This is a genomic window from Streptomyces platensis (assembly GCF_008704855.1).
Taxonomy (GTDB): Bacteria; Actinomycetota; Actinomycetes; order Streptomycetales; family Streptomycetaceae; genus Streptomyces; species Streptomyces platensis.
The window spans coordinates 7,081,678-7,102,217 of sequence record NZ_CP023691.1 but is presented as its reverse complement, the minus strand read 5'-3'; the positions used below and the strand labels follow the sequence as shown (position 1 = coordinate 7,102,217).

Annotated in this window: 19 protein-coding genes and 3 pseudogenes; 10 read left to right on the top strand and 12 right to left on the bottom strand. The window is 67.8% G+C overall.

The window, feature by feature from the left end:
• Positions 1–54: 54 nt before the first annotated feature.
• A complete protein-coding gene (locus tag CP981_RS31405) occupies positions 55–1,002 on the bottom strand; it encodes a LysR family transcriptional regulator (RefSeq protein ID WP_085922711.1) in 948 nt (315 codons plus the stop codon).
• A gap of 170 nt (positions 1,003–1,172) precedes the next feature.
• On the opposite strand from CP981_RS31405, the gene CP981_RS31400 reads away from it, so the two are divergent.
• The 3 genes from CP981_RS31400 to CP981_RS31390 all read left to right on the top strand — a co-directional run bounded on the left by CP981_RS31400 (position 1,173) and on the right by CP981_RS31390 (position 4,614).
• Positions 1,173–2,066: an oxidoreductase gene (locus CP981_RS31400; RefSeq protein WP_085922712.1), complete on the top strand. Its 894-nt coding sequence runs from the start codon at positions 1,173–1,175 to the stop codon at positions 2,064–2,066.
• Positions 2,067–2,460: 394 nt separating this feature from the next.
• Positions 2,461–3,954: an MFS transporter gene (locus CP981_RS31395; protein WP_158092611.1), complete on the top strand. Its 1,494-nt coding sequence runs from the start codon at positions 2,461–2,463 to the stop codon at positions 3,952–3,954.
• A gap of 183 nt (positions 3,955–4,137) precedes the next feature.
• On the top strand, positions 4,138–4,614 hold the full coding sequence (locus CP981_RS31390) for an ATP-binding protein (RefSeq protein WP_085922714.1): 477 nt from the start codon (positions 4,138–4,140) through the stop codon (positions 4,612–4,614).
• Between the two features lie 254 nt (positions 4,615–4,868).
• On the opposite strand, the gene CP981_RS31385 is transcribed toward CP981_RS31390, so the two are convergent.
• The gene (locus CP981_RS31385; RefSeq protein ID WP_085922715.1) at positions 4,869–5,405 is read right to left on the bottom strand and encodes a hypothetical protein; all 537 of its coding nucleotides are present in this window, start codon (positions 5,403–5,405) and stop codon (positions 4,869–4,871) included.
• Between the two features lie 737 nt (positions 5,406–6,142).
• On the opposite strand from CP981_RS31385, the gene CP981_RS31380 reads away from it, so the two are divergent.
• Entirely contained in the window at positions 6,143–6,691 is a 549-nt protein-coding gene (locus CP981_RS31380) for a DUF5994 family protein (RefSeq protein ID WP_085922716.1), read from the top strand.
• A gap of 208 nt (positions 6,692–6,899) precedes the next feature.
• Here the strand turns inward: CP981_RS31380 and CP981_RS31375 are convergent, their stop codons facing one another.
• The gene (locus CP981_RS31375; protein WP_244329872.1) at positions 6,900–7,148 is read right to left on the bottom strand and encodes a hypothetical protein; all 249 of its coding nucleotides are present in this window, start codon (positions 7,146–7,148) and stop codon (positions 6,900–6,902) included.
• A 223-nt stretch (positions 7,149–7,371) separates the two neighbouring features.
• Between CP981_RS31375 and CP981_RS31370 the strand changes: the two genes are divergently transcribed.
• Together CP981_RS31370 and CP981_RS31365 are read left to right on the top strand one after the other, a co-directional pair.
• The gene (locus CP981_RS31370) at positions 7,372–8,610 is read left to right on the top strand and encodes a PP2C family protein-serine/threonine phosphatase (RefSeq protein ID WP_085922717.1); all 1,239 of its coding nucleotides are present in this window, start codon (positions 7,372–7,374) and stop codon (positions 8,608–8,610) included.
• Between the two features lie 423 nt (positions 8,611–9,033).
• A pseudogene (locus CP981_RS31365) lies at positions 9,034–10,271 on the top strand (PP2C family protein-serine/threonine phosphatase).
• 43 nt (positions 10,272–10,314) lie between these two features.
• Here the strand turns inward: CP981_RS31365 and CP981_RS31360 are convergent.
• Complete coding sequence (locus tag CP981_RS31360) at positions 10,315–10,665, bottom strand: VOC family protein (protein ID WP_085922719.1); 351 nt, start codon at positions 10,663–10,665, stop codon at positions 10,315–10,317.
• A gap of 1,005 nt (positions 10,666–11,670) precedes the next feature.
• Between CP981_RS31360 and CP981_RS39285 the strand changes: the two genes are divergently transcribed.
• Entirely contained in the window at positions 11,671–11,823 is a 153-nt protein-coding gene (locus tag CP981_RS39285; RefSeq protein ID WP_280117046.1) for a helicase associated domain-containing protein, read from the top strand.
• Positions 11,824–11,860: 37 nt separating this feature from the next.
• Here the strand turns inward: CP981_RS39285 and CP981_RS31345 are convergent, their stop codons facing one another.
• The 4 genes and pseudogenes from CP981_RS31345 to CP981_RS31330 form a co-directional block, all read right to left on the bottom strand.
• The gene (locus CP981_RS31345; protein ID WP_085922720.1) at positions 11,861–12,211 is read right to left on the bottom strand and encodes a hypothetical protein; all 351 of its coding nucleotides are present in this window, start codon (positions 12,209–12,211) and stop codon (positions 11,861–11,863) included.
• Between the two features lies 1 nt (position 12,212).
• The gene (locus CP981_RS31340; protein ID WP_143658810.1) at positions 12,213–13,283 is read right to left on the bottom strand and encodes an AbiJ-related protein; all 1,071 of its coding nucleotides are present in this window, start codon (positions 13,281–13,283) and stop codon (positions 12,213–12,215) included.
• A 254-nt stretch (positions 13,284–13,537) separates the two neighbouring features.
• On the bottom strand, positions 13,538–13,891 hold the full coding sequence (locus CP981_RS31335) for a transposase (protein ID WP_244329871.1): 354 nt from the start codon (positions 13,889–13,891) through the stop codon (positions 13,538–13,540).
• Positions 13,892–14,076: 185 nt separating this feature from the next.
• Positions 14,077–14,241 (bottom strand): annotated as a pseudogene (locus CP981_RS31330) (winged helix-turn-helix transcriptional regulator); the annotation flags it as partial.
• A gap of 29 nt (positions 14,242–14,270) precedes the next feature.
• Between CP981_RS31330 and CP981_RS31325 the strand changes: the two are divergent.
• Positions 14,271–14,405: pseudogene (locus tag CP981_RS31325) on the top strand (NADP-dependent oxidoreductase); the annotation flags it as partial.
• A gap of 169 nt (positions 14,406–14,574) precedes the next feature.
• On the opposite strand, the gene CP981_RS31320 reads toward CP981_RS31325, so the two are convergent.
• Together CP981_RS31320 and CP981_RS31315 are read right to left on the bottom strand one after the other, a co-directional pair.
• Entirely contained in the window at positions 14,575–15,465 is an 891-nt protein-coding gene (locus tag CP981_RS31320) for a hypothetical protein (protein ID WP_143658811.1), read from the bottom strand.
• An 11-nt stretch (positions 15,466–15,476) separates the two neighbouring features.
• Positions 15,477–16,328, bottom strand: coding sequence for a papain-like cysteine protease family protein (locus CP981_RS31315; protein WP_244329870.1), 852 nt, complete (start codon positions 16,326–16,328; stop codon positions 15,477–15,479).
• A gap of 785 nt (positions 16,329–17,113) precedes the next feature.
• On the opposite strand from CP981_RS31315, the gene CP981_RS31310 reads away from it, so the two are divergent.
• Complete coding sequence (locus CP981_RS31310) at positions 17,114–17,659, top strand: alpha/beta hydrolase (protein ID WP_244329869.1); 546 nt, start codon at positions 17,114–17,116, stop codon at positions 17,657–17,659.
• A 70-nt stretch (positions 17,660–17,729) separates the two neighbouring features.
• Entirely contained in the window at positions 17,730–19,301 is a 1,572-nt protein-coding gene (locus CP981_RS31305; protein WP_208853007.1) for a DUF5722 domain-containing protein, read from the top strand.
• A gap of 59 nt (positions 19,302–19,360) precedes the next feature.
• Here CP981_RS31305 and CP981_RS31300 read toward each other — a convergent pair whose 3' ends face one another.
• Positions 19,361–19,663, bottom strand: coding sequence for a PLD nuclease N-terminal domain-containing protein (locus CP981_RS31300; protein WP_208853006.1), 303 nt, complete (start codon positions 19,661–19,663; stop codon positions 19,361–19,363).
• Between the two features lie 58 nt (positions 19,664–19,721).
• Positions 19,722–20,216, bottom strand: a complete 495-nt coding sequence (locus CP981_RS31295) for a transposase (RefSeq protein WP_244330094.1) — start codon at positions 20,214–20,216, stop codon at positions 19,722–19,724.
• Positions 20,217–20,540 lie beyond the last annotated feature (324 nt).

Sequence of the window (20,540 nt, the reverse complement as noted above, 5' to 3'; positions counted from 1 at the left end):
GCAAGGTGCCCAAGGTGCCGCCGAGCAGCGAGAGTTGACTTTCACCGCCCGCCCTCATCCCGGGGCCGGACCTGCGCCGTCCGCGCTTTCTCCGTCCGACCTGCCAGCCCCGTCCTCCCGCAGAGCGGCAGCGAGTTCGCGTACCACCTCGGCGAAACCCCGTACGAGGGGGCTGCTCGCGCCGTCGTACCAGGCCAGGGCGACCCTCAGGGGTTCGACGTCGGTGAGCGGGACCCAGGACATGTCGGGGCGGGCGTAGTACAGGGCCATGCTCGCCGGGGCGAAGCAGACCGCGGCGCCCTCGGCGACCTGCTCCAGCATCTCCTCGACGTTGTCGTTCTTCGGGCCCCAGCGCGGTGCGGAGCCGTCCGGTCTGGGGTTCACCGCCCACCAGTCGACCCAGTCGCGTGGCGCCCGCTCCGTCCACAGCAGCGGCTCGTCCTTGACGTCCAGGATGCCTATGCCCTTACGCCCCGCCAGCGGGTGCCCGACGGGCAGGCCGACGACCCGGGGTTCGGTGTGGACCACCTCGGCGTGCAGGTCGGCGAGATCGGCGGGCAGCCAGACGAAGGCGACGTCCACCCGGCCGTCGCGCAGGGCGGCCGCCTCCTGGCCCCAGTCGAAGCGCTTCGGTTCCACCCGGACGTCCGGATTGCGGCGGGCGAACTCGGCCCTGGCCCGGGTGGTCAACTCGCCCGCCCCGCTTGCCTCGAAGCCGACCCGGAGCACTGCCATCTCCTGGCACCGGTGGCGTTCCGCCGCGGCGACGACACGGTCCGCCTGGCGTACGGTCCGGCGCGCCTCGGCCACCACATCGCGCCCGGCAGAGGTTTGGTGCACGCCGCCGGGGTGCCGCTCGAAGAGGGCGACGCCGAGTTCCGCCTCCAGCTTCCGCAGCGCGTACGACAAGGCCGGCTGGCTCACGTACAGCCGCGCCGCCGCCCGGCCGAGGTTCCCCTCCTCGGCGATGGCCACGAGATAGTTCAACTGCCGTAACTCCATGGGGAGATCATAACCAGCGGCGATAAACGCTCTTTATGGGTCGTGTTGATCTCTGTCTTGGACGGCGGGGCCGGGCGGCAGCCGTAATGGAGACGCACGCCGGGACACCGCCCCGGCCGTGTTCGCCGACCGGCGCCCGGTCGGCTTCCGGAACCACCCTGGAGATCCCCATGAGCGACAACGCCCGCACCGGTGCTGCCCCCGCCGCCGCCCCCACCCGCTCCGCAACCGGCAAGGTCTGGCTGATCACCGGCGCCAACTCCGGTTTCGGGCAGGCGATCACGCGGGCGGCCCTCGCCGCCGGTGACACCGTGGTGGCCGCCGTCCGCCGCCCCGAATCCCTCGACGAACTCGCCGCCGCGCACCCCGGCCGCGTCGTCCCCGTCGCCCTCGACGTCACCGACCCGGCCCGCATCACCGCCGTCGTCGCCGAAGTGATCCTCTGGTACGGGCGGATCGACGTACTGGTCAACAACGCCGGCCGCGGACAGATCGGCGCCGTCGAGGAGACCACCGACCGCGAACTCCGCGACCTGATGGACCTGCACTTCTTCGGCCCCGCCGCGCTCACCCGCGCCGTACTCCCGCACATGCGCCGTCAGAGCTCGGGCGCCGTCGTGCAGATGAGCAGCATGGGCGGCCGGTTCTCCTTCCCCGGCGTCGGCGCCTACTCGGCCACCAAGTTCGCCCTGGAGGGGCTGTCCGAGGCGCTGGCCCTGGAAGTCGCCCCGCACGGGATCAAGGTGCTGGTCGTGGAGCCGGGGGCGTTCCGGACCGGGTTCGCCGGCGGCGGTGCGCTGCAGCAGTCGGCGCCCCTGGGCGCGTACGAGGAGACGGTCGGCCCGGTCCGCGCCGGGCTCCCGGACAGCGACGGCAAGCAGCCGGGGGACCCCGAGAAGGCCGCCGCGGCGATCCTGACCGCGTTGGCCGCCGAGCAGACCCCGCTGCGACTGGCCCTCGGCAACGACGCCGCCGACGCCATCGCCGCCCAGCTGAAGTCCGCCGGCGAGGAGGCGGCCGCCTGGGAGGCGGTCAGCCGGGGCACCGACTTCGACGAGGAGTGAGAGGAGCGGGCGGTCAGGCCCTGGCGGTGTGTCCCGGAACGCTGAGGCGGGACCGGGAAGAGCCCCTGCCGGGAGACCGTCTCGCCGGGAGCTGTGGCAGCCCCGGGCGTGACACTCCCGGGCGGCTCGGCCTCCGCATCCGCACACCGCCGGTACCCCGCCGGCCCCGTCGACTGCCCTGCGTGGCAGACGAGTGGAAAGTAACTCAGTCGCCGGCCGTTCCGGCTGCGAGGGATTCGCAGCACACCGAGCACCGGCAAGACCTGGAAGGAAGAACCATGGACCGCAACGGTGACGTACGTGACGAGGGGGTGGCACTCCCCGGTGAAGGGACCGAAGCGACAGGTGACGTCCACTGCCTTACGTCGCCGCCTGCGCACTTGGGAGGGACGCTGTGAGCGGGCAGACTGCAGCCGACGCGGGGGGTAGCGCCCCGTCCGGCCCCGAGTCGACCGGCAACCGGCCCCGGCTGGGTCTCCGGTCCACGGTGCTGGTTGCCTGTCTGGCCTTCTTCGTCATCACGCTGGACACCACCGTGGTCAACGTCGCCCTGCCGAGCATCGGTCAGCAGTGGGGCGGCCAGGTCTCCGCACTGCAGTGGGTGGTCACCGCGTACACCCTGCTCTTCGCGGCCCTGCTCCTGTCGGCCGGTACCATCTCCGACCGTATCGGCGCGAGCCGCGCCTTCACGATCGGGCTGTCCGTCTTCACCCTGATGTCCGCACTGTGCGGGCTGGCACCCAACCTCACTGTGCTCATCGCTGCGCGGGCGATCCAGGGCGCCGGAGCCGCTGTGATGATGCCTGCCTCGCTCGCCCTGGTGCGCCAGGCGTACGACTCCCCGGCCCAGCGCGCTCGCGCAATCGCACTGTGGACCGCCGGTGGTGGTGCGGCGGTCGCGGCCGGCCCGGTTGTCGGCGGCGCGCTCACCACCGGGCTCGGCTGGCGGTGGATCTTCTTCGTGAACCTGCCGGTCGGCGTCTTCGCACTCGTCGGCATGCTCCGGGCACCCCGCTCCCCACGAGGACACTCCCCGATGGACCCGGTCGGCCAGGTCACCGCCGTACTCGCCCTCGCGGCCCTGGTGTTCGCGGTCATCACCGGAGGGTCGGGCGGGTGGACGAGCCCGACGACGATCTGCGGCTTCCTGGTCGCCGTACTCGCCGGAACCGCGTTCCTCCTGGTCGAGTCCCGGCAGAGCGATCCTGCCGTACCGCTGACGTTGTTCCGCATTCCCTCGGTGGCCGTCTGCACCAGCGCGGGTCTCGCCCTGAACTTCGGCTACTACGGCCTGGTCTTCGTCTTCACGATCTTCTTCCAGGAGCACCGCGGAGCCTCAGCGCTCACCGCGGGACTGATGTTCCTTCCGATGACGGCCTTCACCACCCTGGTCAACCTGCTCGCCGGCAAGCTGACCAACAGGTACGGGCCACGCCTCCCGCTGATCCTCGGCCAGGTCATCCAGACGGTCGGCATCCTGGGTTTGCTCCTCGTCCGTCGGGACACCCCCACTCCCTTGCTGCTGGCCCTGCTGGTGCCGCTCGGCATCGGCGGCGGACTCGCGATCCCGCCGTTGACGTCGGCGATGCTGGAGTCGGTGCCGCACGAGCGGGCCGGCCTCGCATCCGGAGTACTCAGCGCCGCCCGGCAGTTCGGCGGCGCGATCGGAGTCGCCCTGCTCGGTGCACTGATCGCCGACTCCGCCCACTTCATGACCGGGATGCGGATCAGCCTGGTTGTCGGGGCGGCCGTGCTGGTGGCCACCACACTCGGCGTGGCGCTCTTCCTGCCCGGCAGCCCCAAGCCCGCGGCTCCCTCGACACCCGCGCCGGGCACCGAGGAGCCTGCCACGGTCTCCTTGCGCCCTGGTGGCTTGGAATCACGGTGACGGGTGGGACGGTCGGGGTCGCGTCGGCCCTGGCCGATGACTGACCGTGCCCACCTCGTCGGTTGAGGCCGACGGTCCGGTCACGCGGCAGCAAGAAGGTCCACCAGCTGGAGACAACTGAACCAGCCCAGCGGGCACACGCTGAGCCTGGCGGTTCAACCGACCCCGGCGGGGTGTGAACGCATGAACGACACGACGACAACCAGCACGGCAGGCCCCAGGCCCCCTGTCGTCCTTGAAGACGACAGCCCCGCCGGCATCCCTCGCGCCCGCAACGTCGCCCGCGCTTTCGCCGACAGCCTCGCCCCGGCCCTGACCCCCCATACCGCAGAAACCCTGGCCCTGGTGGTCTCCGAACTCGCCACCAACGCCCTGCGCCACTGCGGCGGCCACTACATCCTCGAACTCAGCGCCACCACCGACGCGGTGAACGTCACCGTCAGCGACCTCAACCCGGCGCCCCCGCGCGAACGTACCCCCGACCTCAACGACGGCACCGGCGGCTTCGGATGGCAGATGATCCGCCGCCTCACCGACAACATCACCGTCACCCCCGGCCCCGGCCAGGGGAAGACCATCCACGCCCGCCTCACACGATGCCCCCGCCCACGACGGCCTTGCACCGGTTGGCTGTCCATCTCCGCGCGCCCCGACGCATGACCAACCTGCGGAGGGCCAGGCGTCCCGTCTCATTTGATCTTGCTGGTGACCGAGGCTGTGACCAGGGATGAGGCGAAGGCAGGTGAGACGGATCTTCGGCGAGTCTCAGTTGATGTTGTCTCCCAGCAGCACTTCCATAGAGCTGTCGCACTTGATGTTGTCGGTCAGTCGTCTTCGACTGCTGTGCGTCGGCGGAAAGACCGAGCTGCCAGCGGCGCCGGTGGTGCCTTTCGGCGCCCACGCTGAATCTTCTGCTATTCACTCCCCACCGGGGGTCCGTCACCTCGGGCATAGAAGGATTCGACCCCGTGCCATGGGGACGGGCCGCCCAGTGTCCGGGCAAGGTGTTCCTGCGACGTATCGAGCGAGCGGCGAGCCGCGTTGACGAACTTCAAGTGCGCCTCGTGCAACCCGCTGTGGATCGGCCGGAGCTCTTCGAGGTCTGTCGGCTGACGGCCGTGGAAGAGGATGGTGAACTCCTCGATGATGTCGCAGAGTTGCTCGGCCGCCGTGACGGCTTCCCGGCTTGCCACCAGGCACATCGATTGCAGCGCGGCGTTGAACGGTTCCCAGACGACGGCAGGCCGGCGCTTGTCGAGGAACGCGTGGCGGAGCTCCATCTCCACGGTGCCGAATGCCTGCAGGAACTTCTCGTAGGCGGCCGTCCTCGACTCCTGAAGCCACTGCCGGTTCTGACTACGGCGGCCGACGATGCCGCCTGCGATGACACCCACGATGGTGGCGGCAACGCCACCTGCGGTCGATATCAAGAGCCCCCATGGGACAGCCACGTCACGTCTCCCTCACGGCTGTGTGTCACCTTCGCCAGCGATCCTGGACTGGACATACCGAGCTAAGGCGATCGCCTGCTCCACGCTTCCGGCTGATCACGAGAATCCCATCAGACCGGTCCAGTTACACCCCGTCAACGGCCCACCATGGGCGAATCGGACAACGTCGGATGAGACGGAGGCAAGGTCGCATGAGACGGGACACCGGGCCAACTCTCACGCTCAGCCGAGCCACCTGAAGCACTCACGGGCCAGGTCGAGCGCTCGGTCGCACTTGGCCGGCCCCGGGCTCCGGTCGGGAAAGTCCCCGATCGCGTCACAGGCAGGCGTCACACGGTGACGCCTGCTGAACGCGAACGCCGGCAGCTAAGTCCAGCGGCTGATCGACCTGTCCAACGCCCTCCTCGTGACGGAGACGACCTTCGGGCCCCTTCCCGCCGAGTCTGCCAAAACAGGCTTTACTACACCCGCGACCGGGACTCGATTCCCATGATTCGCAACACGTTCCGTACTGCCGCATTCCTGTAGCGGCAGCCTGCGACAGACCATATGCCGATGAGCGCGGGCGACGTCAGAAGGCTCTGATATCCGTCACCCCGAAACCGTCCGGCGGGCTGTATCCGGGAGTACCCTGGAATTACCGAGGACATTTCGCATAAGAGTTTCTAAGCTCCTGTCGTTCTCGGCGATTCACAACACCGGGCCGGTGCACACCGGCCCGGGGACAGGTCCGCGTCATGACCGCGACCATTCTGTATATGCCGGCGGTCGAGGAGCGGACCTTTTCGCTGCCGCTGCGTCTCGCGCTCGCCTCGACGGACACCTCTGGTGCTCTTCTGGACGGTGCCTGGTGGCCCCGCTCCCGCGACCTGGCGGCGGAACTTCCTGCGTTGACCGCGGTGCTGGATCCCCTTTGGGGGCGCATCACCCATGTCACGGTGAACCCGACCCTGTGGCCGGTCATCCCACGGAAGGTGCCCGTTGACGGGCATGTGGTGAGGGTCGGCTGGTTCAAGGCCGAGCAAGACCCCCACAAGCTGTTGTTGCTCTCCTACACCGTCGGCCGCTGGGACCTGCTGGTGATTCCGCCGCAGACGGATCCGGCCATCGCCGCGTGGCTGATGACCGCGGCTACCGGTCCGCTGCGCAGCCACACAGCGAGTGATCTGCTGGAGAGGGCCGAATACCAACGGATCATGACAGAAGCCGACCAAGCCCGAGAAGCGGTCTGGGACTCCGAGGGCGGCCATGGCGCCCGTGAGACCGCGCCAGCACGCTCGGCGTGAATCCCGAAACGGCCCCGGTGAAACCGCCGGGGCCGTCCTTTCAGGCGCAACACGTGAGAGTGCGCAACCCACAATCCACGGTACACCTGCAGGTAGTTTCCGACGTTATTCCGTAGGCTGACACGAAGGATGAGCACATTGCTCGGACCTCAAGCACCGACGACCGGACTCAGCAGCCGACAGCGCCCGGCGACCGGCAGAGTTCTTGCTATTCCGTATTACCGCGCCACTGCCCCTCGACACGGAACCAGAGTCCCGGAGCGTAGATCGAATCGACGACAGCGGCTTCGCCTTTGGTCACCCTGAGGATCCGCAATGCGCCGCTCGGAAGCAGGTCGTACTCGTACGTGGCGGCCGACTCACCTTCGGTGATGTCGTCGTAGGAGATATCTGCAGCGGCCAGCTCCGCGTATTCCTTGGGGGGCCGGTTCTCCACCAGCTTGATGAACACGCTCATACCATGACGATAGATCCCTCGCGGATTTCTCGCGTGACATGCCGCCTGCGGAGCAATGGATCAGGCAGATCCGACAACCGTTGCACGCTGCTCTCATCGATCACTGCCATGCCGGGAGTTCATTTGCGCACATCCTTCAAGGGAATTCCTGAGAACGTCCGACCTCGTATGGCCCGCGCCACCGCGGGCACCACCCCTACAGACTGTCGGCAAGGGGCCGGCGATGGCCGGAGGTGAACGCCGGCCCCGGACAGGGGGCCCGGGCCGGGCGGAAGGGTTCGGGGAGCAACTTCTGGGGGCCTTGCTGGACCAGGGGCACGGGTCTCCGCCGCATCTGCTCGGTCCGCTGATCGCGGAACAGGTGGGCAGGCTCGGCGGCCGCGAGATCGCGATCCTGCTGCAGGACTACGGACAGCTGGTGCTGGTGCCGGTGCCCGGCGAGGGGCTGATGGCCGGTGAGCCGCAGCCGATCGACGATTCCGACGCCGGCCGGGCCTTTCTGGACGGGCGTCGCGTGGAGGTGGAGCAGGCCGACGGTGTGCGGGTCTACCTGCCGCTGCTGGACGGCGGGCACCACGTAGGCGTCGTGGCCATCACCCTGGACGCCGTCGACGACGACGACCGGCGGCTGCTGCGCAGGATCGCGGCTCTGGTGGCCGACATGCTGGTGACCAAGCATGGCTACACCGATCTGTTCTTCCGGGTCCGGCGCAGGGAACCGATGAGCGTCGCCGCGGAGATCCAGTGGTCGGTCCTGCCACCGCTGGCGATGTCCGTGCCGCGGGTCGCGGTGGCCGGGATGCTGGAGCCCGCGTACGACGTCGCGGGTGACAGCTTCGACTACGCCCTCAACGGCGACATCCTGCACGTGGCCGTGGTCGACGCGATGGGCCACGGTCTGGACGCCGCCACGATGGCCACGGTGGCCATCGGCGCCTACCGGCACGCCCGGCGCATCAGCATCGGGCTGTCCGAGATCTACGCGTTCATGGACCGGGCGATCGCCGGCCAGTTCGGCCCCGACCACTTCGTGACTGCCCAGATGATGCGGCTCAACACGGCGACCGGGCACCTTCAGTGGGTCAACGCGGGACATCCCGCGCCCCTGCTCATCCGGGGACAGCACGCCATCCGGCAGCTCCACAGCCCGACCACCCTGCCGGTCGGCTTCGGCGGTCAGGAACCCCGGATCAGCAACCTGGCCCTGGAGCCGGGCGACCGCGTCCTGTGCTTCACGGACGGCTTGATCGAGGAGCACGAAACCGGCGGGGAGGAGTTCGGCGAAGCACAGCTCACCGACTGGGTGGACCGCATCGCGCGCACCGGGACCGAAGTACGGACGGTGGTCCGCTCCCTCTCCCACACCCTCATGCGGGAACGAGGCGGAATCACCACGGACGATGCAACTCTCCTCCTGATCGAGTGGCGCGGCGCCACGGACGACCACCAGAGCTCCCGATAAGGGGGACAGGACTCCCGCGCGGGACGGCCGGCTGCCTCCGCGCTGGCCGGCCGTACGGTCGTCACGTCGCGCCAAACTCTTGCCGTAAGCCCCCCGTAACGCAGTGATTCGTCTGCGCAATGACGGCGGCGAGGCTGAGCCCGTAGATATGCTCGGCCCCGCCGCGCACCAGTAAGAACGGTCCGCAGCCGTCAACACAGGTGCAGATCTCACCGCCCCCGACGGCATGCCGCAGGACCATCCACCCGCCCGACCTGCACGAACCCGCTCATGGATCACGGGACTCCCAAGCTCAGAGCGCGGGTTCGATTCCCGCTGAGGCATCAGTGGGGACGGGCGGATGGTGGCGTCGCGCCGAGCGCGGGCGTCGGGTGCCTCGTAGATTGATGAGTGAGGGCCGGGGAAGGGACGGGCAGGGAGCCTGTGACCACACCGGAGATCGATCACGCGGCGCTGTTCGCCGCCACGCCGAGTCCCTGTCTGGTGCTGGACCCGGACTTGGTGATCGTCGACGTCAACCAGGCCGCTCTGGAGGCGACCGGCCGCATCCGCAGTGACCTGGTGGGGCAGTACATCTTCGACGCCTTCCCGGACAACCCCGCAGACCCCGACTCCGACGGGGTGCAGAATCTCGACGCCTCGCTGCACCGGGTCCTGGCCTTCGGCGAGCGCGACACACTGGCGCCGCAGAAGTACGACATCCCCGTCGCCCACCGGCCGGGGGCCTTCGAGGAGCGCTGGTGGTCCCCCATCAACACCCCCGTTCTGGGGCCGGACGGGTCGGTGGCGTGGATCCTGCTGCGGGTGGAGGACGTGACCGCCTTCGTCCGCTCCCGCCACCGACGGCCGGGCGGGAAGCTGAGTGAGCGCGAGGAGGCCATGGAGGCCGAGCTGTACGCCCGAGCGCGTGCGCTGCAGCAGCTGAACGAGGAACTGCGCATGGCGCACGCCCGCGAACGCCAGGTCGCCATCACCCTGCAGGAAGCAATGCTCCACTCCCCGGACCTAGCCCGGCACGGGAACGTCACCGTGCGCTACCGGCCGGCCATCGGCTCGCTGAACGTGTGCGGCGACTGGTAAGACGTGGTCGACCTGCCCGAAGGCCGCTTCACGGTGGCGGTCGGCGACGTCGTCGGCCACGGCCTGGAAGCCGCCGCCGTCATGGGCATGCTCCGCAGCGCCCTGAGCGCCGCCGCCCGGGCGGTCGAGGGGTCCGCAAAGGCGCTGGAGGTACTGGACCTGTATGCGCGCTCGGTCGAGGGGGCGCTGGCCACCACCGTCGTCAAGGCAGTGATCGACACTGACAGCCGCCGGATCGACTACAGCAGCGCCGGCCACCTGCCGCCCGTGTGCTGCATCCCGACGGCACCTGCCAGTGGCTGGACCAGGCCACCGACCCACCGCTGGGCACCCGCCCCCAGCAGGTCCCTCGCCCGCAAGCCAGCCTGCCCTACGACCACGGCGACACTCTCGTGCTCTACACCGACGGGCTCATCGAACGCCGAGACGAGGACATCGACACCAGCCTGACCCGCCTGGCAGACGCCCTCTCCAAGGACACCCGGCTCAGTCCCGAACGCCTGGCCGACGCCCTGCTCACCCGTCTCGGCGTCACCGGCGGAGCCGGCGACGACATCGCCCTGGTCACCGTCCGGCTGTGACGCCGATCTCAAGCGGCCCCGGCAGCCCCGGATGGTGGGTGTCTCAAAGGTCGGTGGCCCGCTCGTGGCGGGGCTCGTACATGCCTACCTCACTGCCACCCGGCAGCCGGAACCTGGTCAGCCGGCCCCAGCCGGCATCCGTAACCGGCTGCGTGAACTCGACCCCTTTCGCGGTCAGTTCCTGCATGGTCGCTTCGACGTCATCGCACATGAAGTAGAACTCATGCGACTCCGGGCCCTGGGTGGGATGCATGGCGAGCTCGGCCGGCGGCAGCTTAAAAATCAGCCAGCCGCCGCCCGCATCAACGTGCGGATAATCCAGCACATCCCTGAAGAACATCCGGTCGGCTTCCGCGTCGCGGCTGTAAATGATGACGTGTCCACCGTTGATCACACGGCGATCTTAGAACTCGCGCAGATAGGTGTGGGGGTGCCCGTGGCAGCAAGGCAGGCGCAGGTCAGCCGGTCTGGGCGATGGTGCGCACGGCGTCGAAGGTCTCCTGTTCGTCTTGTTGGTCCCCGTAGTCGCTGAGTTTCACCACGACGGTCCTGCTTACGGGGTCGCCCCGGACAGTCGGCCGTCCACCACGGCTACCGCTACCGGATGCTGCACCTCGGTGAAAATCTTGTCCGGGAGGTTCTCGCCGACGCGGCTCCCGGCAGCGCCGGGCTGTCCCTCTTCGCCACCCGGTGGTGGACAACCCGGCCCTGACCCGCCATGCCGCCACGCGGCCGGCAACCCTGCCGGACCGGCAGGGCCGGGTAGACCGAGCCGCCATAGCCCGGGCCCGCGGTCTGCTACGGCAGCAATTCGCCGAGAACATCACCGCCGACGAGCTGTCCCGGGTGGCCGGATGCAGTCACTTCACGCTGCACCGGGGCTTCCGCGCGGCGTATGGCTTCGCCCCCAGCGACTACCAACGCGATCTGCGGTTGCGCCGCGCCCGCGTACTCCTGGCCGAGGGCACGACGCCATCGAGGCGGCCGCCGAGGCCGGCTTCCCCGACCAGGCCCATCTCACCCGATGGTTCACCCGCACCTACGGTGTCACCCCGGCTGCCTATCGCACGGCGTTTCACAGAGAAAGCCGGCGGCCGCAGAGCACAGCTCAGAGCTTCCTGCCACAACGGGGCGGCCGTCACCCATCACGGGCCTGCAGCGGTCATGAAGCCGATCAGGCCGCAGCGGGCCCCGGGCTGGTGGGGCGGAGAGCGGAAGGCGGCGGGACACGTTCAGCCGTACCTCAAAGATCACGATCTACAGCTGCCGTGACGGAACGCCACCGCAAGCCCCCCGCACAACGAACCCCCACCGGAGCAAGCCAGCGGGGGTTCCTCACCTCTCACCTGCTATCACACAGCCCCTATGACGGGGGCCAGGACTGTACGGGCCTGACCAGGTGGAAGACCTCCCAGGCAGCGTAGCGTTTGAGGCATCGGACGATTTCGCAGTCCGACTCGGCGCCTGGGTGAGCAACCAGCGCTCCCGAGCCGCAACACTGTCTCCAGGGCGAGTGGAGCAGCTGTCAGCGATCGGGGGGCGCTGGGTGTAGCGGCGTACCAGCGGCCAGCGGGCAGGTTTCTGGTGCTTCACGCACTGCTGTCCGGCGGGTGGTTCAGGAGCTGGCGGAAGAAGTCAATGAGCAATGGCTGGGCGGCGTCACGGTCACGTAGTTCGTCGTGGCCGAACCGGAATACCTCGTAGCCGCGAAACCTCAAGTCCCGGTCGCCAGCCATGGCCTCGGCGTACTTCGTGCTGTCTGGGACTGTGCCGTGGTTGCGGGTGTAGTGCTGGATGCCGTCCACTTCCAGCACCACCCGCTTGCTCCCGGGCAGGAGCATAAGGAAGTCCATACGCAGGTTCTGCAGGGCCCGCTCACCGCGCTCGCGTACGGTCTTGGGGTCCCAGTGCAGCCATATCTCCGGCAGGAGAGCCGGCACGTCACTCAGGTGGCTCCGGTAGATGCTGTGGTAGATCCAGAAGGTTGTGCTGCCCCTTCGACTCCCGCGGCAGGGAGGCTGCCATGCGACGGTACAAGGACCGGCCCGCCTGGGCCGCGTCGGTGCTGTTGCGAGCCTCCTGCCACCAGGACAGCAGGTCCCGCCAGAGCAGTCCGTCCTGCCCTACAGTCCGGTCGTACACCAGCACTTGATCGGCTCGTTCGGCAACCTCAATGTCGTTGTCGAGCGCGCTGGTGAAACGGATGTCCGGCTTCCCCAGTGTGGCAAAAATGAGGTTGCGCGGCCGCCGGGCAGTACCCCGGCCAGGCTGGACGAGGACGTACAACGGATAGCCGCCTTCCTCTCCCTCCTGCCGCAGTTGCGCGCCTAGAGGCTTCAGGTGACGGTTGGCCAGCTCAACGACGCGACGCTGGGCCTGCTCGTCGGACAGGGCCGTGGAGGAGGCCAGCCCTTCAAGGAAGCGTTGGAAGCGAGGGTGTGTGGCCTCGAACGCGCCGAGGTTCTCGAAGAGGTCCTCGGTCGACCAGTCCCCCGGAAATCTGACCACGTGGCGCTCGATGTCATGGCGCAGGGTGCCGTTGTGCGGACCCCATACGTCGAAGTCGTCCTCGCCCAGATCCCATAGTCGGCCCAGTAGGGCAAGGAAGCGGTCCGGGTAGCGGAGATGGTCGGACAGATCGAGGTCTCTGGCAAGCTCACGCCTTGTCCGGGCAGGGACTTCGATGTAGTGGCGTCCGAGCCACAGCACGTCCTCCAACGCAATCCGCTCGCCAGCGTGCAGAGGCTCGCTGTCGACGACCGCTTCAGCAACCTGCGGCAGTCGACTGTCCGGGCAAGCATTCAGGCTGGCCGACAGGCGCGTATGCTTCGTCGCCAGGCCATCATCGGGTGGAGGAGCCGGAAGGCCGAGACGCTCACACACCGTCGGCAAGTCTTTGTGACCGTAGCGCTGGTACAGCGTAACCATCACATCCTCGATCAGGCTCCGGATCCGCACCAGGTCCATCTGCTCCCCCATCCCACAGTCGACATCACGGTCAGCCTTCAGCATTCACCAACGGCGCCAGCGAATGGCGGGCCTTGGCCCGGACTACCGGCTGGGAATCAGTGCCCTCCCACGGTCAGCGGCCTGCTGACTTGGAAAACTCACCGATCGGGCTCAACCCGCGCGAATCGGCCCGCAATCCGCCCCATCAGGACCTCGAACGCCTCCTGTCAGCGGGCAGGTCTACGCTGTGACCCACGGCCGCCGCATGATCTTCAGTCTTCACACACCGATGATCAACGGTGGCCATACGGACGCCCCTATAACAGGAGGCCGGTGGATACCGGTCTGACCAGGTTGAAGACCTCGCGGGCGGCATATCGCTTGAGGCATCGGATGATCTCACGACGGGTCTTGCCCTCCCGGGTGCGGCGTTCGTAGTACTCCTGGGTGCGGGGATCGAAGCGCAGCCGGGTGAACACGATGCGGTGCAGGGCGGCATTCGCCTGTCGGTCGCCACCGTGGTTGAGCCGGCGCGAGCTCCGGCGGCCCGAGGAGTATTCGATGGGGCTGACTCCGCACAGCGCGGCGAAGGACGCCTCGGTGCTCAGCCGCTCGGGATTGTCTCCCATCGCGATCAGGAGGGTGACGGCGCTGTCCGGACCGATGCCCACCGGTGTGAGCAGCTGCGGGGCGTGACGTTCGACGAGCCGGGTCAGGCGCTCAGCTCGTCGATCTGCCGGGTGTGCTGTTCGATGCGCCGGGCGAGCAGGCTCAGTGTGATGCAGGTGGCTCGGGGCACGGTGTCCTCGTCGTCCCCGTCGCTCGGGCTGAGGCGTGCGACACCCGAGATCTGGCCTCAGTCGCTAGGGGCGACCGGGGCGGGATCGGCGTCGAGCGCATCGAGTACTGCGTCGCCGTTCGCCCGCGCCCACTCGGTCAGCACGTGGATCGGATCGATCAGCGTCGCCCCGAGCGGGGTGAGCTCGTACTCGACGCGGGGAGGCACCTCGGCGTAGGCGTGGCACCCAGCAGGCGCTCGGCGGTCCCGAGGTGCTCACCATCGTGGACGGGCCCGAGCCCCGGCCCCTGCCGACCGAGGTTCTTGTCCGCGTCCAGGCGATCGGGCTGAACCCGCTGGAGGCGCGCCTGCGCGCCGGTGAGTTCCCGCTGATCGGCCGGCCGCCCGCCTGAGCCCTACCGATGGCCGTCGGCATGCGGTCGGTGAAGTGTCCTACAGGGAGCGGTGTTTCATGGGAGGGACGCCGGACCCCATGGGCGGGAATCCGGCGCCTGAATCCTCCTCAGTGGGGTTTGGCTGGGCTTCGCAGCGGAACGCCCAGGTCAGCGTGAGCCATCAACGAGCCTGCAGCCGCTTGTGGTTGCGGCGCCGTACCGCGATGACGCCGCCGGCAAACGCGACCGCCACCACTGCCGAGGCGCCGAGTTGCAGAGGAGCCGAGGACGAAGATGACGGCGTGGACGGAGAGGACGGCGTGGACGCCGGACCGAAGCCGCCCGCCAGTCCTTTGCGGTCGTAGGCGGACCCCGGCATCTTGTCCGCGTAGCGGCTGTGCACCAGCTTCTGGTAGGCGGCGAGCGTCACCGTCCGCTTGCCTCCCAGCCCCGAGGACGCTTCCCGGTTGAGCGGTTCGACGGTGTTGTTCTTCAGGCGGTACCAGGCGTGGATCTGCGGTTCGGTGAAGACCTTTGAGTGGTCCGTGGTCTGTTTGCCGTAGGTGAGATCGCTGTCGCCGTCGCGCACGCCCATCAGGTGCCAACCGCCGCTGCCGCCACCGCTCTTGGCCGTGGAGGAGAGCAGGACCGTGGCCTTGTGCCCGCTGGCGTCGTTCGCCCGGGAGGCCAGGTACGACAGCCGTGTGACGTTGCCCGCGGTGGGCTTCGTTTTCCCGGTGACGAATCCGGGTGCGAGCTCGTACAGCGCGACCGGGTCCTTGAAGCTCAACGCCTGCTGGTCATTGTGTGACCCAGGCGCCATCGGCGCCGCCGCACCCGAGCCGCCGTCGGCGCCTGCGTTCGCCGTCGCGCCGAGGAATCGGGAGACCGCGTTGTGCACATGCGCGGTCTTGAGCACCTGCCGTGCGCCCTCGTAGTCGGGAATGCCGCTCGGGCCATCGGCCGCCTGTGCCGGGCCGCACAGGGCGGTGGAGAGCAGGGTCGCCGCCGCGCCGAGAGTAAGGGCGAGACGAGTAGCACTTTGCTGTAGAGAAATCTTCTTGCTGCGCATTGCTGCCCGCCTTACTTGTGTATCCCGATGCGGGAGTGGGTCCATTGGAACCTTGAGTTGTTGACGTAGTCGTTGTAGTTCCACCAGGTGTAGGTCTGCGTGGTCTTCCAGGGGTCACCGACCGCGATCATTTGCGATGACGGGTCGTAGCCGTAGATGACGTTCATGTGGCCGCCGCCGGAATTCCATCCGATACGGACGGCGAAAGGGCGTTTGCCGTCAATCTCCTTGCCCGTCTCCGAGAAGGAGGCATTGCGGTCGAGGTCGTATCCGGTGTCGCTCAGGCCGATGCTGGACAGACCGTTGGCCACGTCGTCGAGGGTGGCGGGCTGGTTGTCACAGCTGAGGTTGCCGTTCTGGGCGGCAAGCCGGCAGAAGTCCTGCTGGCTGTAGTTGTTGTAACCCCAGTACTTGGCGATGGTCAGACCGCTGGCGTCCCAGCACCACTGGTCCTGAACCTGCTTCTGCATGTCTATCTTGAGGGCCACGCGCCCGCTGGGCTTGGGATGCCGGGACGAGCAGGTCGGCAGGTTGTCGGTGTTTCCTTTGATGAACGCGTTGGCTATGTAGAAGTGCCCGGAGTCCGACCAGATCCAGCGAGGGTCGTTCTCCACGGCCTCACCCTGGACGCGGCAGGTCATCGAGACCTTGCTGCCGACTGTGGCCTGACCGACGATGCGGGCGGAAAGGCTGGCCGATGACCTTTCGTTGATGCCGCGGTAGCTGCCCTGGCCGCCGGTCACGGTGCCGGTTACGGAACCGGCCTTGGCGTTGCCACCGCTGAGCAGGAACCCTGCGGTGATCGCGATCAACGCGACCACCGTTAATGTTCTCCACAGCGTTTTGAAGCGAGGAAGACGCATATATGGACTCTTTCGAGGTGTGGGGGATTGTATTGCCCGGCCATCGGGCGGATGACGCCGGCGTATGCCGAGTCGTCACCTGGCGAAGCCCCTATGGGGCAGCCGATGCGCGTTTCACGAAATGCGGTCTGGACCTGCCTGTCGGCATTTTTGGCGTGCGCGCTCTGTTGCCGCTTACTTTCGCTGCGCATGTTCACGCCACGCGCACGGCGAACGGCAGCGAACACCAGCGACGCCTCCCTGGCCGTCACACTCGGAATGCGCAGGGGAATTAGTACAGCATCTTCACCGGCTGTTCAAATGACACTCCGTCAACTCCCCTTAGCTACTGGAGAGTTTAGGGAAATATGCAAGGCCGCCCATGCCGCAAGACCCCTCGGCGACTCAACGAATTACAGGAACTTGGGCGCGTTTGCGTAATTTGCGACGTCGCACTGAGTATGTCGCCCTGATACTGACAGTTACCTGGCGGTCGGCTTCTTCTGTGCGGGTTGTCGTTTCTGATAGCAGGTGGAAAGGTCAGTCAACTGTGCGGTAATAAGAACTCTCCGTATAAACAAGCACCTTGGGCTTTGCTGCGGCGAACCACCTATTACGATGAGCGCCAACTGATCGCCGTTGAGGCGGTGTTCGCCTCAGGAGAAGGAGTGCCCGTGGGGAAACATGCACGAAGGCGCCAGAGCCGGTTGGGCGCACGGGTCGCCGGCACCACAGGAGCACTGGCCGTCGTCCTGAGTGCCGGAGTCGGGTCGGCTGCCGCCGCCGGGAAGAGCACCGGTACGCCCATGACCGCGGCGGCGGCATTGGACGACGTGGCGCAAGCCCCGCACCAGGCAGCGGCGTTGGACGCGCCGCCAGCCCCGGGCCAGCTGGCTCTCCCTGCCCCGACCGGGCGCTACCGTGTCGGAACGGTCGACCTCCACCTGCGCGACGCGTCACGCATGGATCCGTGGATGCCCGGACAGCAGCGCGAGCTGATGGTCTCGCTGTGGTATCCGGCCACGCATACCAGCAACTATCCCGCCGCACAGCTGCCGGTCAGCCAGCAGGTACTGCCGGGCGGGGTGACCCTGCCCACCACTGCCGGGCACACCGGCGCCCCGGTTGACCGCAGGGCAGGCAAGCTGCCGGTACTGCTGTACTCACCCGGGCTGCACGGGCACCGGGGCCAGTCGACTGCACTGGGTCAGGACTTGGCCAGCCGCGGCTACTTGGTCATCACCCTCGACCACACCCACGATTCCGGCGACGTGGTGTTCCCCGGCGGGCGGCATGAGGTGAACATGATGCCGCCAGGTACCCATTACCCAGAGGTCGACTTCATCCGCTGAACCGACGGGAGGCCGCCGTCGGCCGCTGCACAGAGCGACAGTACGTCGCGCCCCCCGCATGAGGAGAATTGTGTCCAGAGCAGCCAGGTATCTCGCGGCCCTCATGCTGCTCATCTCCGCCCTCGTCCTTCCTGAGGCTCTCCAGCCCACTGCCGGGGCCGAGACGGCTGCGCTGCCGTACCCGACGCGGTCCGACTACCGCATCAAGGGCATCCAGCCGGACTTCTGGTCCGACAAGGGCGAGATCGCCGGCAACAACGCCGGCGGCGTGTCCATGAACCTCGTCTGGGCGGCCTGGGAGCCCAGCGCCACAACAGCGCCCTGCGCCGCCGGTGAGCAGGAATTCGACGGTCACTGCTTCACAATCCGGCCCGAGGTGGACTCGGCCATCAAGCAGTGGACCGACCGGGGCCTGGTGGTCACCGCCATCGTCTACGGCACGCCCACCTGGGCCCGCCAGGGCAGACCATGTGATCCCGCACCCGGCTACGAGGTGTTCTGCGTGCCCAACAATCCGGCCGACTTCGGACGGTTCGCCGGGATGCTGGCCCAACGTTACGACGGCCTGCACGGACACGGCCGGATCGCCGACTTCGTGATCGACAACGAGGTCAACACCAACACCTGGTTCAACATCGGCTGCGGCAAAGGCAAGCCCTGCGACACCACACAGTGGCTCGACCAGATCGCCGCCAACTACAACGCCGCCTACGACCGCATCACCCCCCAGCAACCCACCGCCAAGGTACTGACCTCACTGGACCACCGCTTCGGCACGGCCTACGACCAGCCATCCGGCAACGACGCGACGCTGTCCGGCATGACCGTGCTCAAGGGGCTGGCCGCCCGGGCGAGATCGCGCCACTGGCGGGTCGCCTACCACCCCTACGCCTCAGACCTGTTCAAGCCCGTCCTCTCCGCCGACGACTACCCCAAGGTCACCCACGGCAACATCGGCGTAGTGGTGGGCTGGCTACGCCAGCAGTTCCCGCACACGCCCTCCGCCTGGACGATCCAGCTCACCGAGAGCGGCATCAACTCCGGAGACGGGTCCAGCGAGCCACAGCAGGCCGCAGCCGTGTGCGACGCCTTCCGCAATGTGCTCGGCACGCCGGGCATCGAGAGCTACATCTACCACCGGATGCAGGACGACCCCGGCGAGGGCGGTCTCAAGCTCGGCCTCCGCAGACAGGACGGCTCCGCCAAACCCACGTGGTCCACCTGGGCAATGGCCAACCGCAACGACCTGCCCACACCTCAACTCTCCTGCGGCTTCGAGCACCTTCCCTACACTCTGCTACGCCGCGGCCACCACCCCGACCGGGGACACATCACCTCCTCCCGGCTGCTGCCACCCGGCTTCACCCAGCAACAGACCTGGAAGCTGCTGCGCCACCACGCTCACGAGACGGCCATGCTCTACGAGTGCAAGGTGGGGGGCCACACATTGCTGACCCGCGACCCCGGCTGCGAAGGCCAGTTCCCCATGGGCCCCGTCGGCTACGTCCACACCAGCCAGGTGAGCGGGTCGGTACCCCTCTACCGCTGCTACATCCCCTCCACCGGAGACCACTTCGTCTCCGGCGCCGCCGACTGCGAAGGCCACACCAGGGAGGCCGTGCTCGGCTACGCGTTCCCCTAGCCTCTCTCAGCAGGGCCGGGGCTCGCGGCGCGCCCATGCGGCCCGCTGACGCAGAGTATTCAGGTGTTCTGTCGCGGAGTGAGGCGGCGCCGGCCGATGAGTAACCACAGCAGGCTGCCCAGGAAGGGCGCGACGAAGGCGAACACCAGCCACACCAACTTCATCCCGCCATCCATCCGAGCCCTCACGATGCTGATCAGAGCACCGACGAACTGCACGACGTAGGCGGCCGACAGACACCTGCCGCGTAAGGTCCCCCCTCTGCTGCACTTCGGTCGCCGCACCCGCATCGCCACCGCTGCCCTGCACTGCGCCGTCGAGAACGGCGAGCCGGAGCACAGCAAGGTTGCGTCGAACACCACGCACCAGGCCCATCTCCGAACGCAGGAACCCCCGCCGGAGCCAGCCGACGGGGGTTCCTCACCTCTCACCTGCTATCACACAGCCCCTATGACGGAGGTCATGACTGTGTGGGCCTGACCAGGTAGAACACCTCGCGGACGGCGTAGCGTTTGAGGCATCGGACGATTTCGCGTCGGGCCATGCCCTCCTTGATGCGGCGTTCGTAATAGTCCTGGGTGCGTGGTCGAAGCGCAGGCGCGTCTGCACGATCCGGTGCAGGGCGGCATTGGCCTGCCGGTCGCCCCCGCGGTTGAGGCGACGGTACTGCCGACTGCCCGAGGAACGCTCGACAGGGCTGACCCCGCACAGCGCGGCGAAGGGCGCCTCACTACCCAGGCGTTCCAGGTTGTCCCCCACCGTGACCAGCAACGTGACGGCCGTGTCCGGCCCGATGCCCACCACAGTGAGCAACTGCGGAGCATGGCGCTCCACGAGCCGGGCCAGGCGGCGTTCCAAGTCCTGGATCTGGTCGGTGAGCTGCCCGATTCGCTGGGCCAGCAGACCCAGGGTCATGCGGGTGGCGTGCAGCACCGTCTCTCCACCGTCCTCGTCGTTCTTCGGCAGTTCGTCGTCTCGTACGGCGTGCCGGGGTTGGGCTGCGCATTGGTCTGTCCGGGTGATATTCGAGTCAGGACGGTGTTGTTCTGTTAGCCATTTCGGGTTAATGGTGGGGACCGTTTTCCGGTGGGTTGCCCATCTCTCCGGGGAGAGATGGGCAACCCCCTGTGGTGCGCGGGTGCGTGGTACATGTCGGTGTGCCCTCTTGCTGTCCCGGTGTGCAAGCGGTGATCCGGTTCGCGTATACCGGCGCCGTGCGGCGCGGGCCCCGGTGGGAGT

Bases quoted from the DNA above. Each gene is read 5' to 3' on its own strand.
- CP981_RS31370 (WP_085922717.1), top strand. From the start codon at position 7,372: ATGGCCGGAGGTGAACGCCGGCCCCGGACAGGGGGCCCGGGCCGGGCG.
- CP981_RS31340 (WP_143658810.1), bottom strand. From the start codon at position 13,283: ATGCTGAAGGCTGACCGTGATGTCGACTGTGGGATGGGGGAGCAGATG.
- CP981_RS31390 (WP_085922714.1), top strand. From the start codon at position 4,138: ATGAACGACACGACGACAACCAGCACGGCAGGCCCCAGGCCCCCTGTC.
- CP981_RS31310 (WP_244329869.1), top strand. From the start codon at position 17,114: ATGACCGCGGCGGCGGCATTGGACGACGTGGCGCAAGCCCCGCACCAG.
- CP981_RS31405 (WP_085922711.1), bottom strand. From the start codon at position 1,002: ATGGAGTTACGGCAGTTGAACTATCTCGTGGCCATCGCCGAGGAGGGG.
- CP981_RS31295 (WP_244330094.1), bottom strand. From the start codon at position 20,216: ATGACCCTGGGTCTGCTGGCCCAGCGAATCGGGCAGCTCACCGACCAG.
- CP981_RS31320 (WP_143658811.1), bottom strand. From the start codon at position 15,465: ATGCGCAGCAAGAAGATTTCTCTACAGCAAAGTGCTACTCGTCTCGCC.
- CP981_RS31400 (WP_085922712.1), top strand. From the start codon at position 1,173: ATGAGCGACAACGCCCGCACCGGTGCTGCCCCCGCCGCCGCCCCCACC.
- CP981_RS31375 (WP_244329872.1), bottom strand. From the start codon at position 7,148: ATGAGCGTGTTCATCAAGCTGGTGGAGAACCGGCCCCCCAAGGAATAC.
- CP981_RS31380 (WP_085922716.1), top strand. From the start codon at position 6,143: ATGACCGCGACCATTCTGTATATGCCGGCGGTCGAGGAGCGGACCTTT.
- CP981_RS31315 (WP_244329870.1), bottom strand. From the start codon at position 16,328: ATGCGTCTTCCTCGCTTCAAAACGCTGTGGAGAACATTAACGGTGGTC.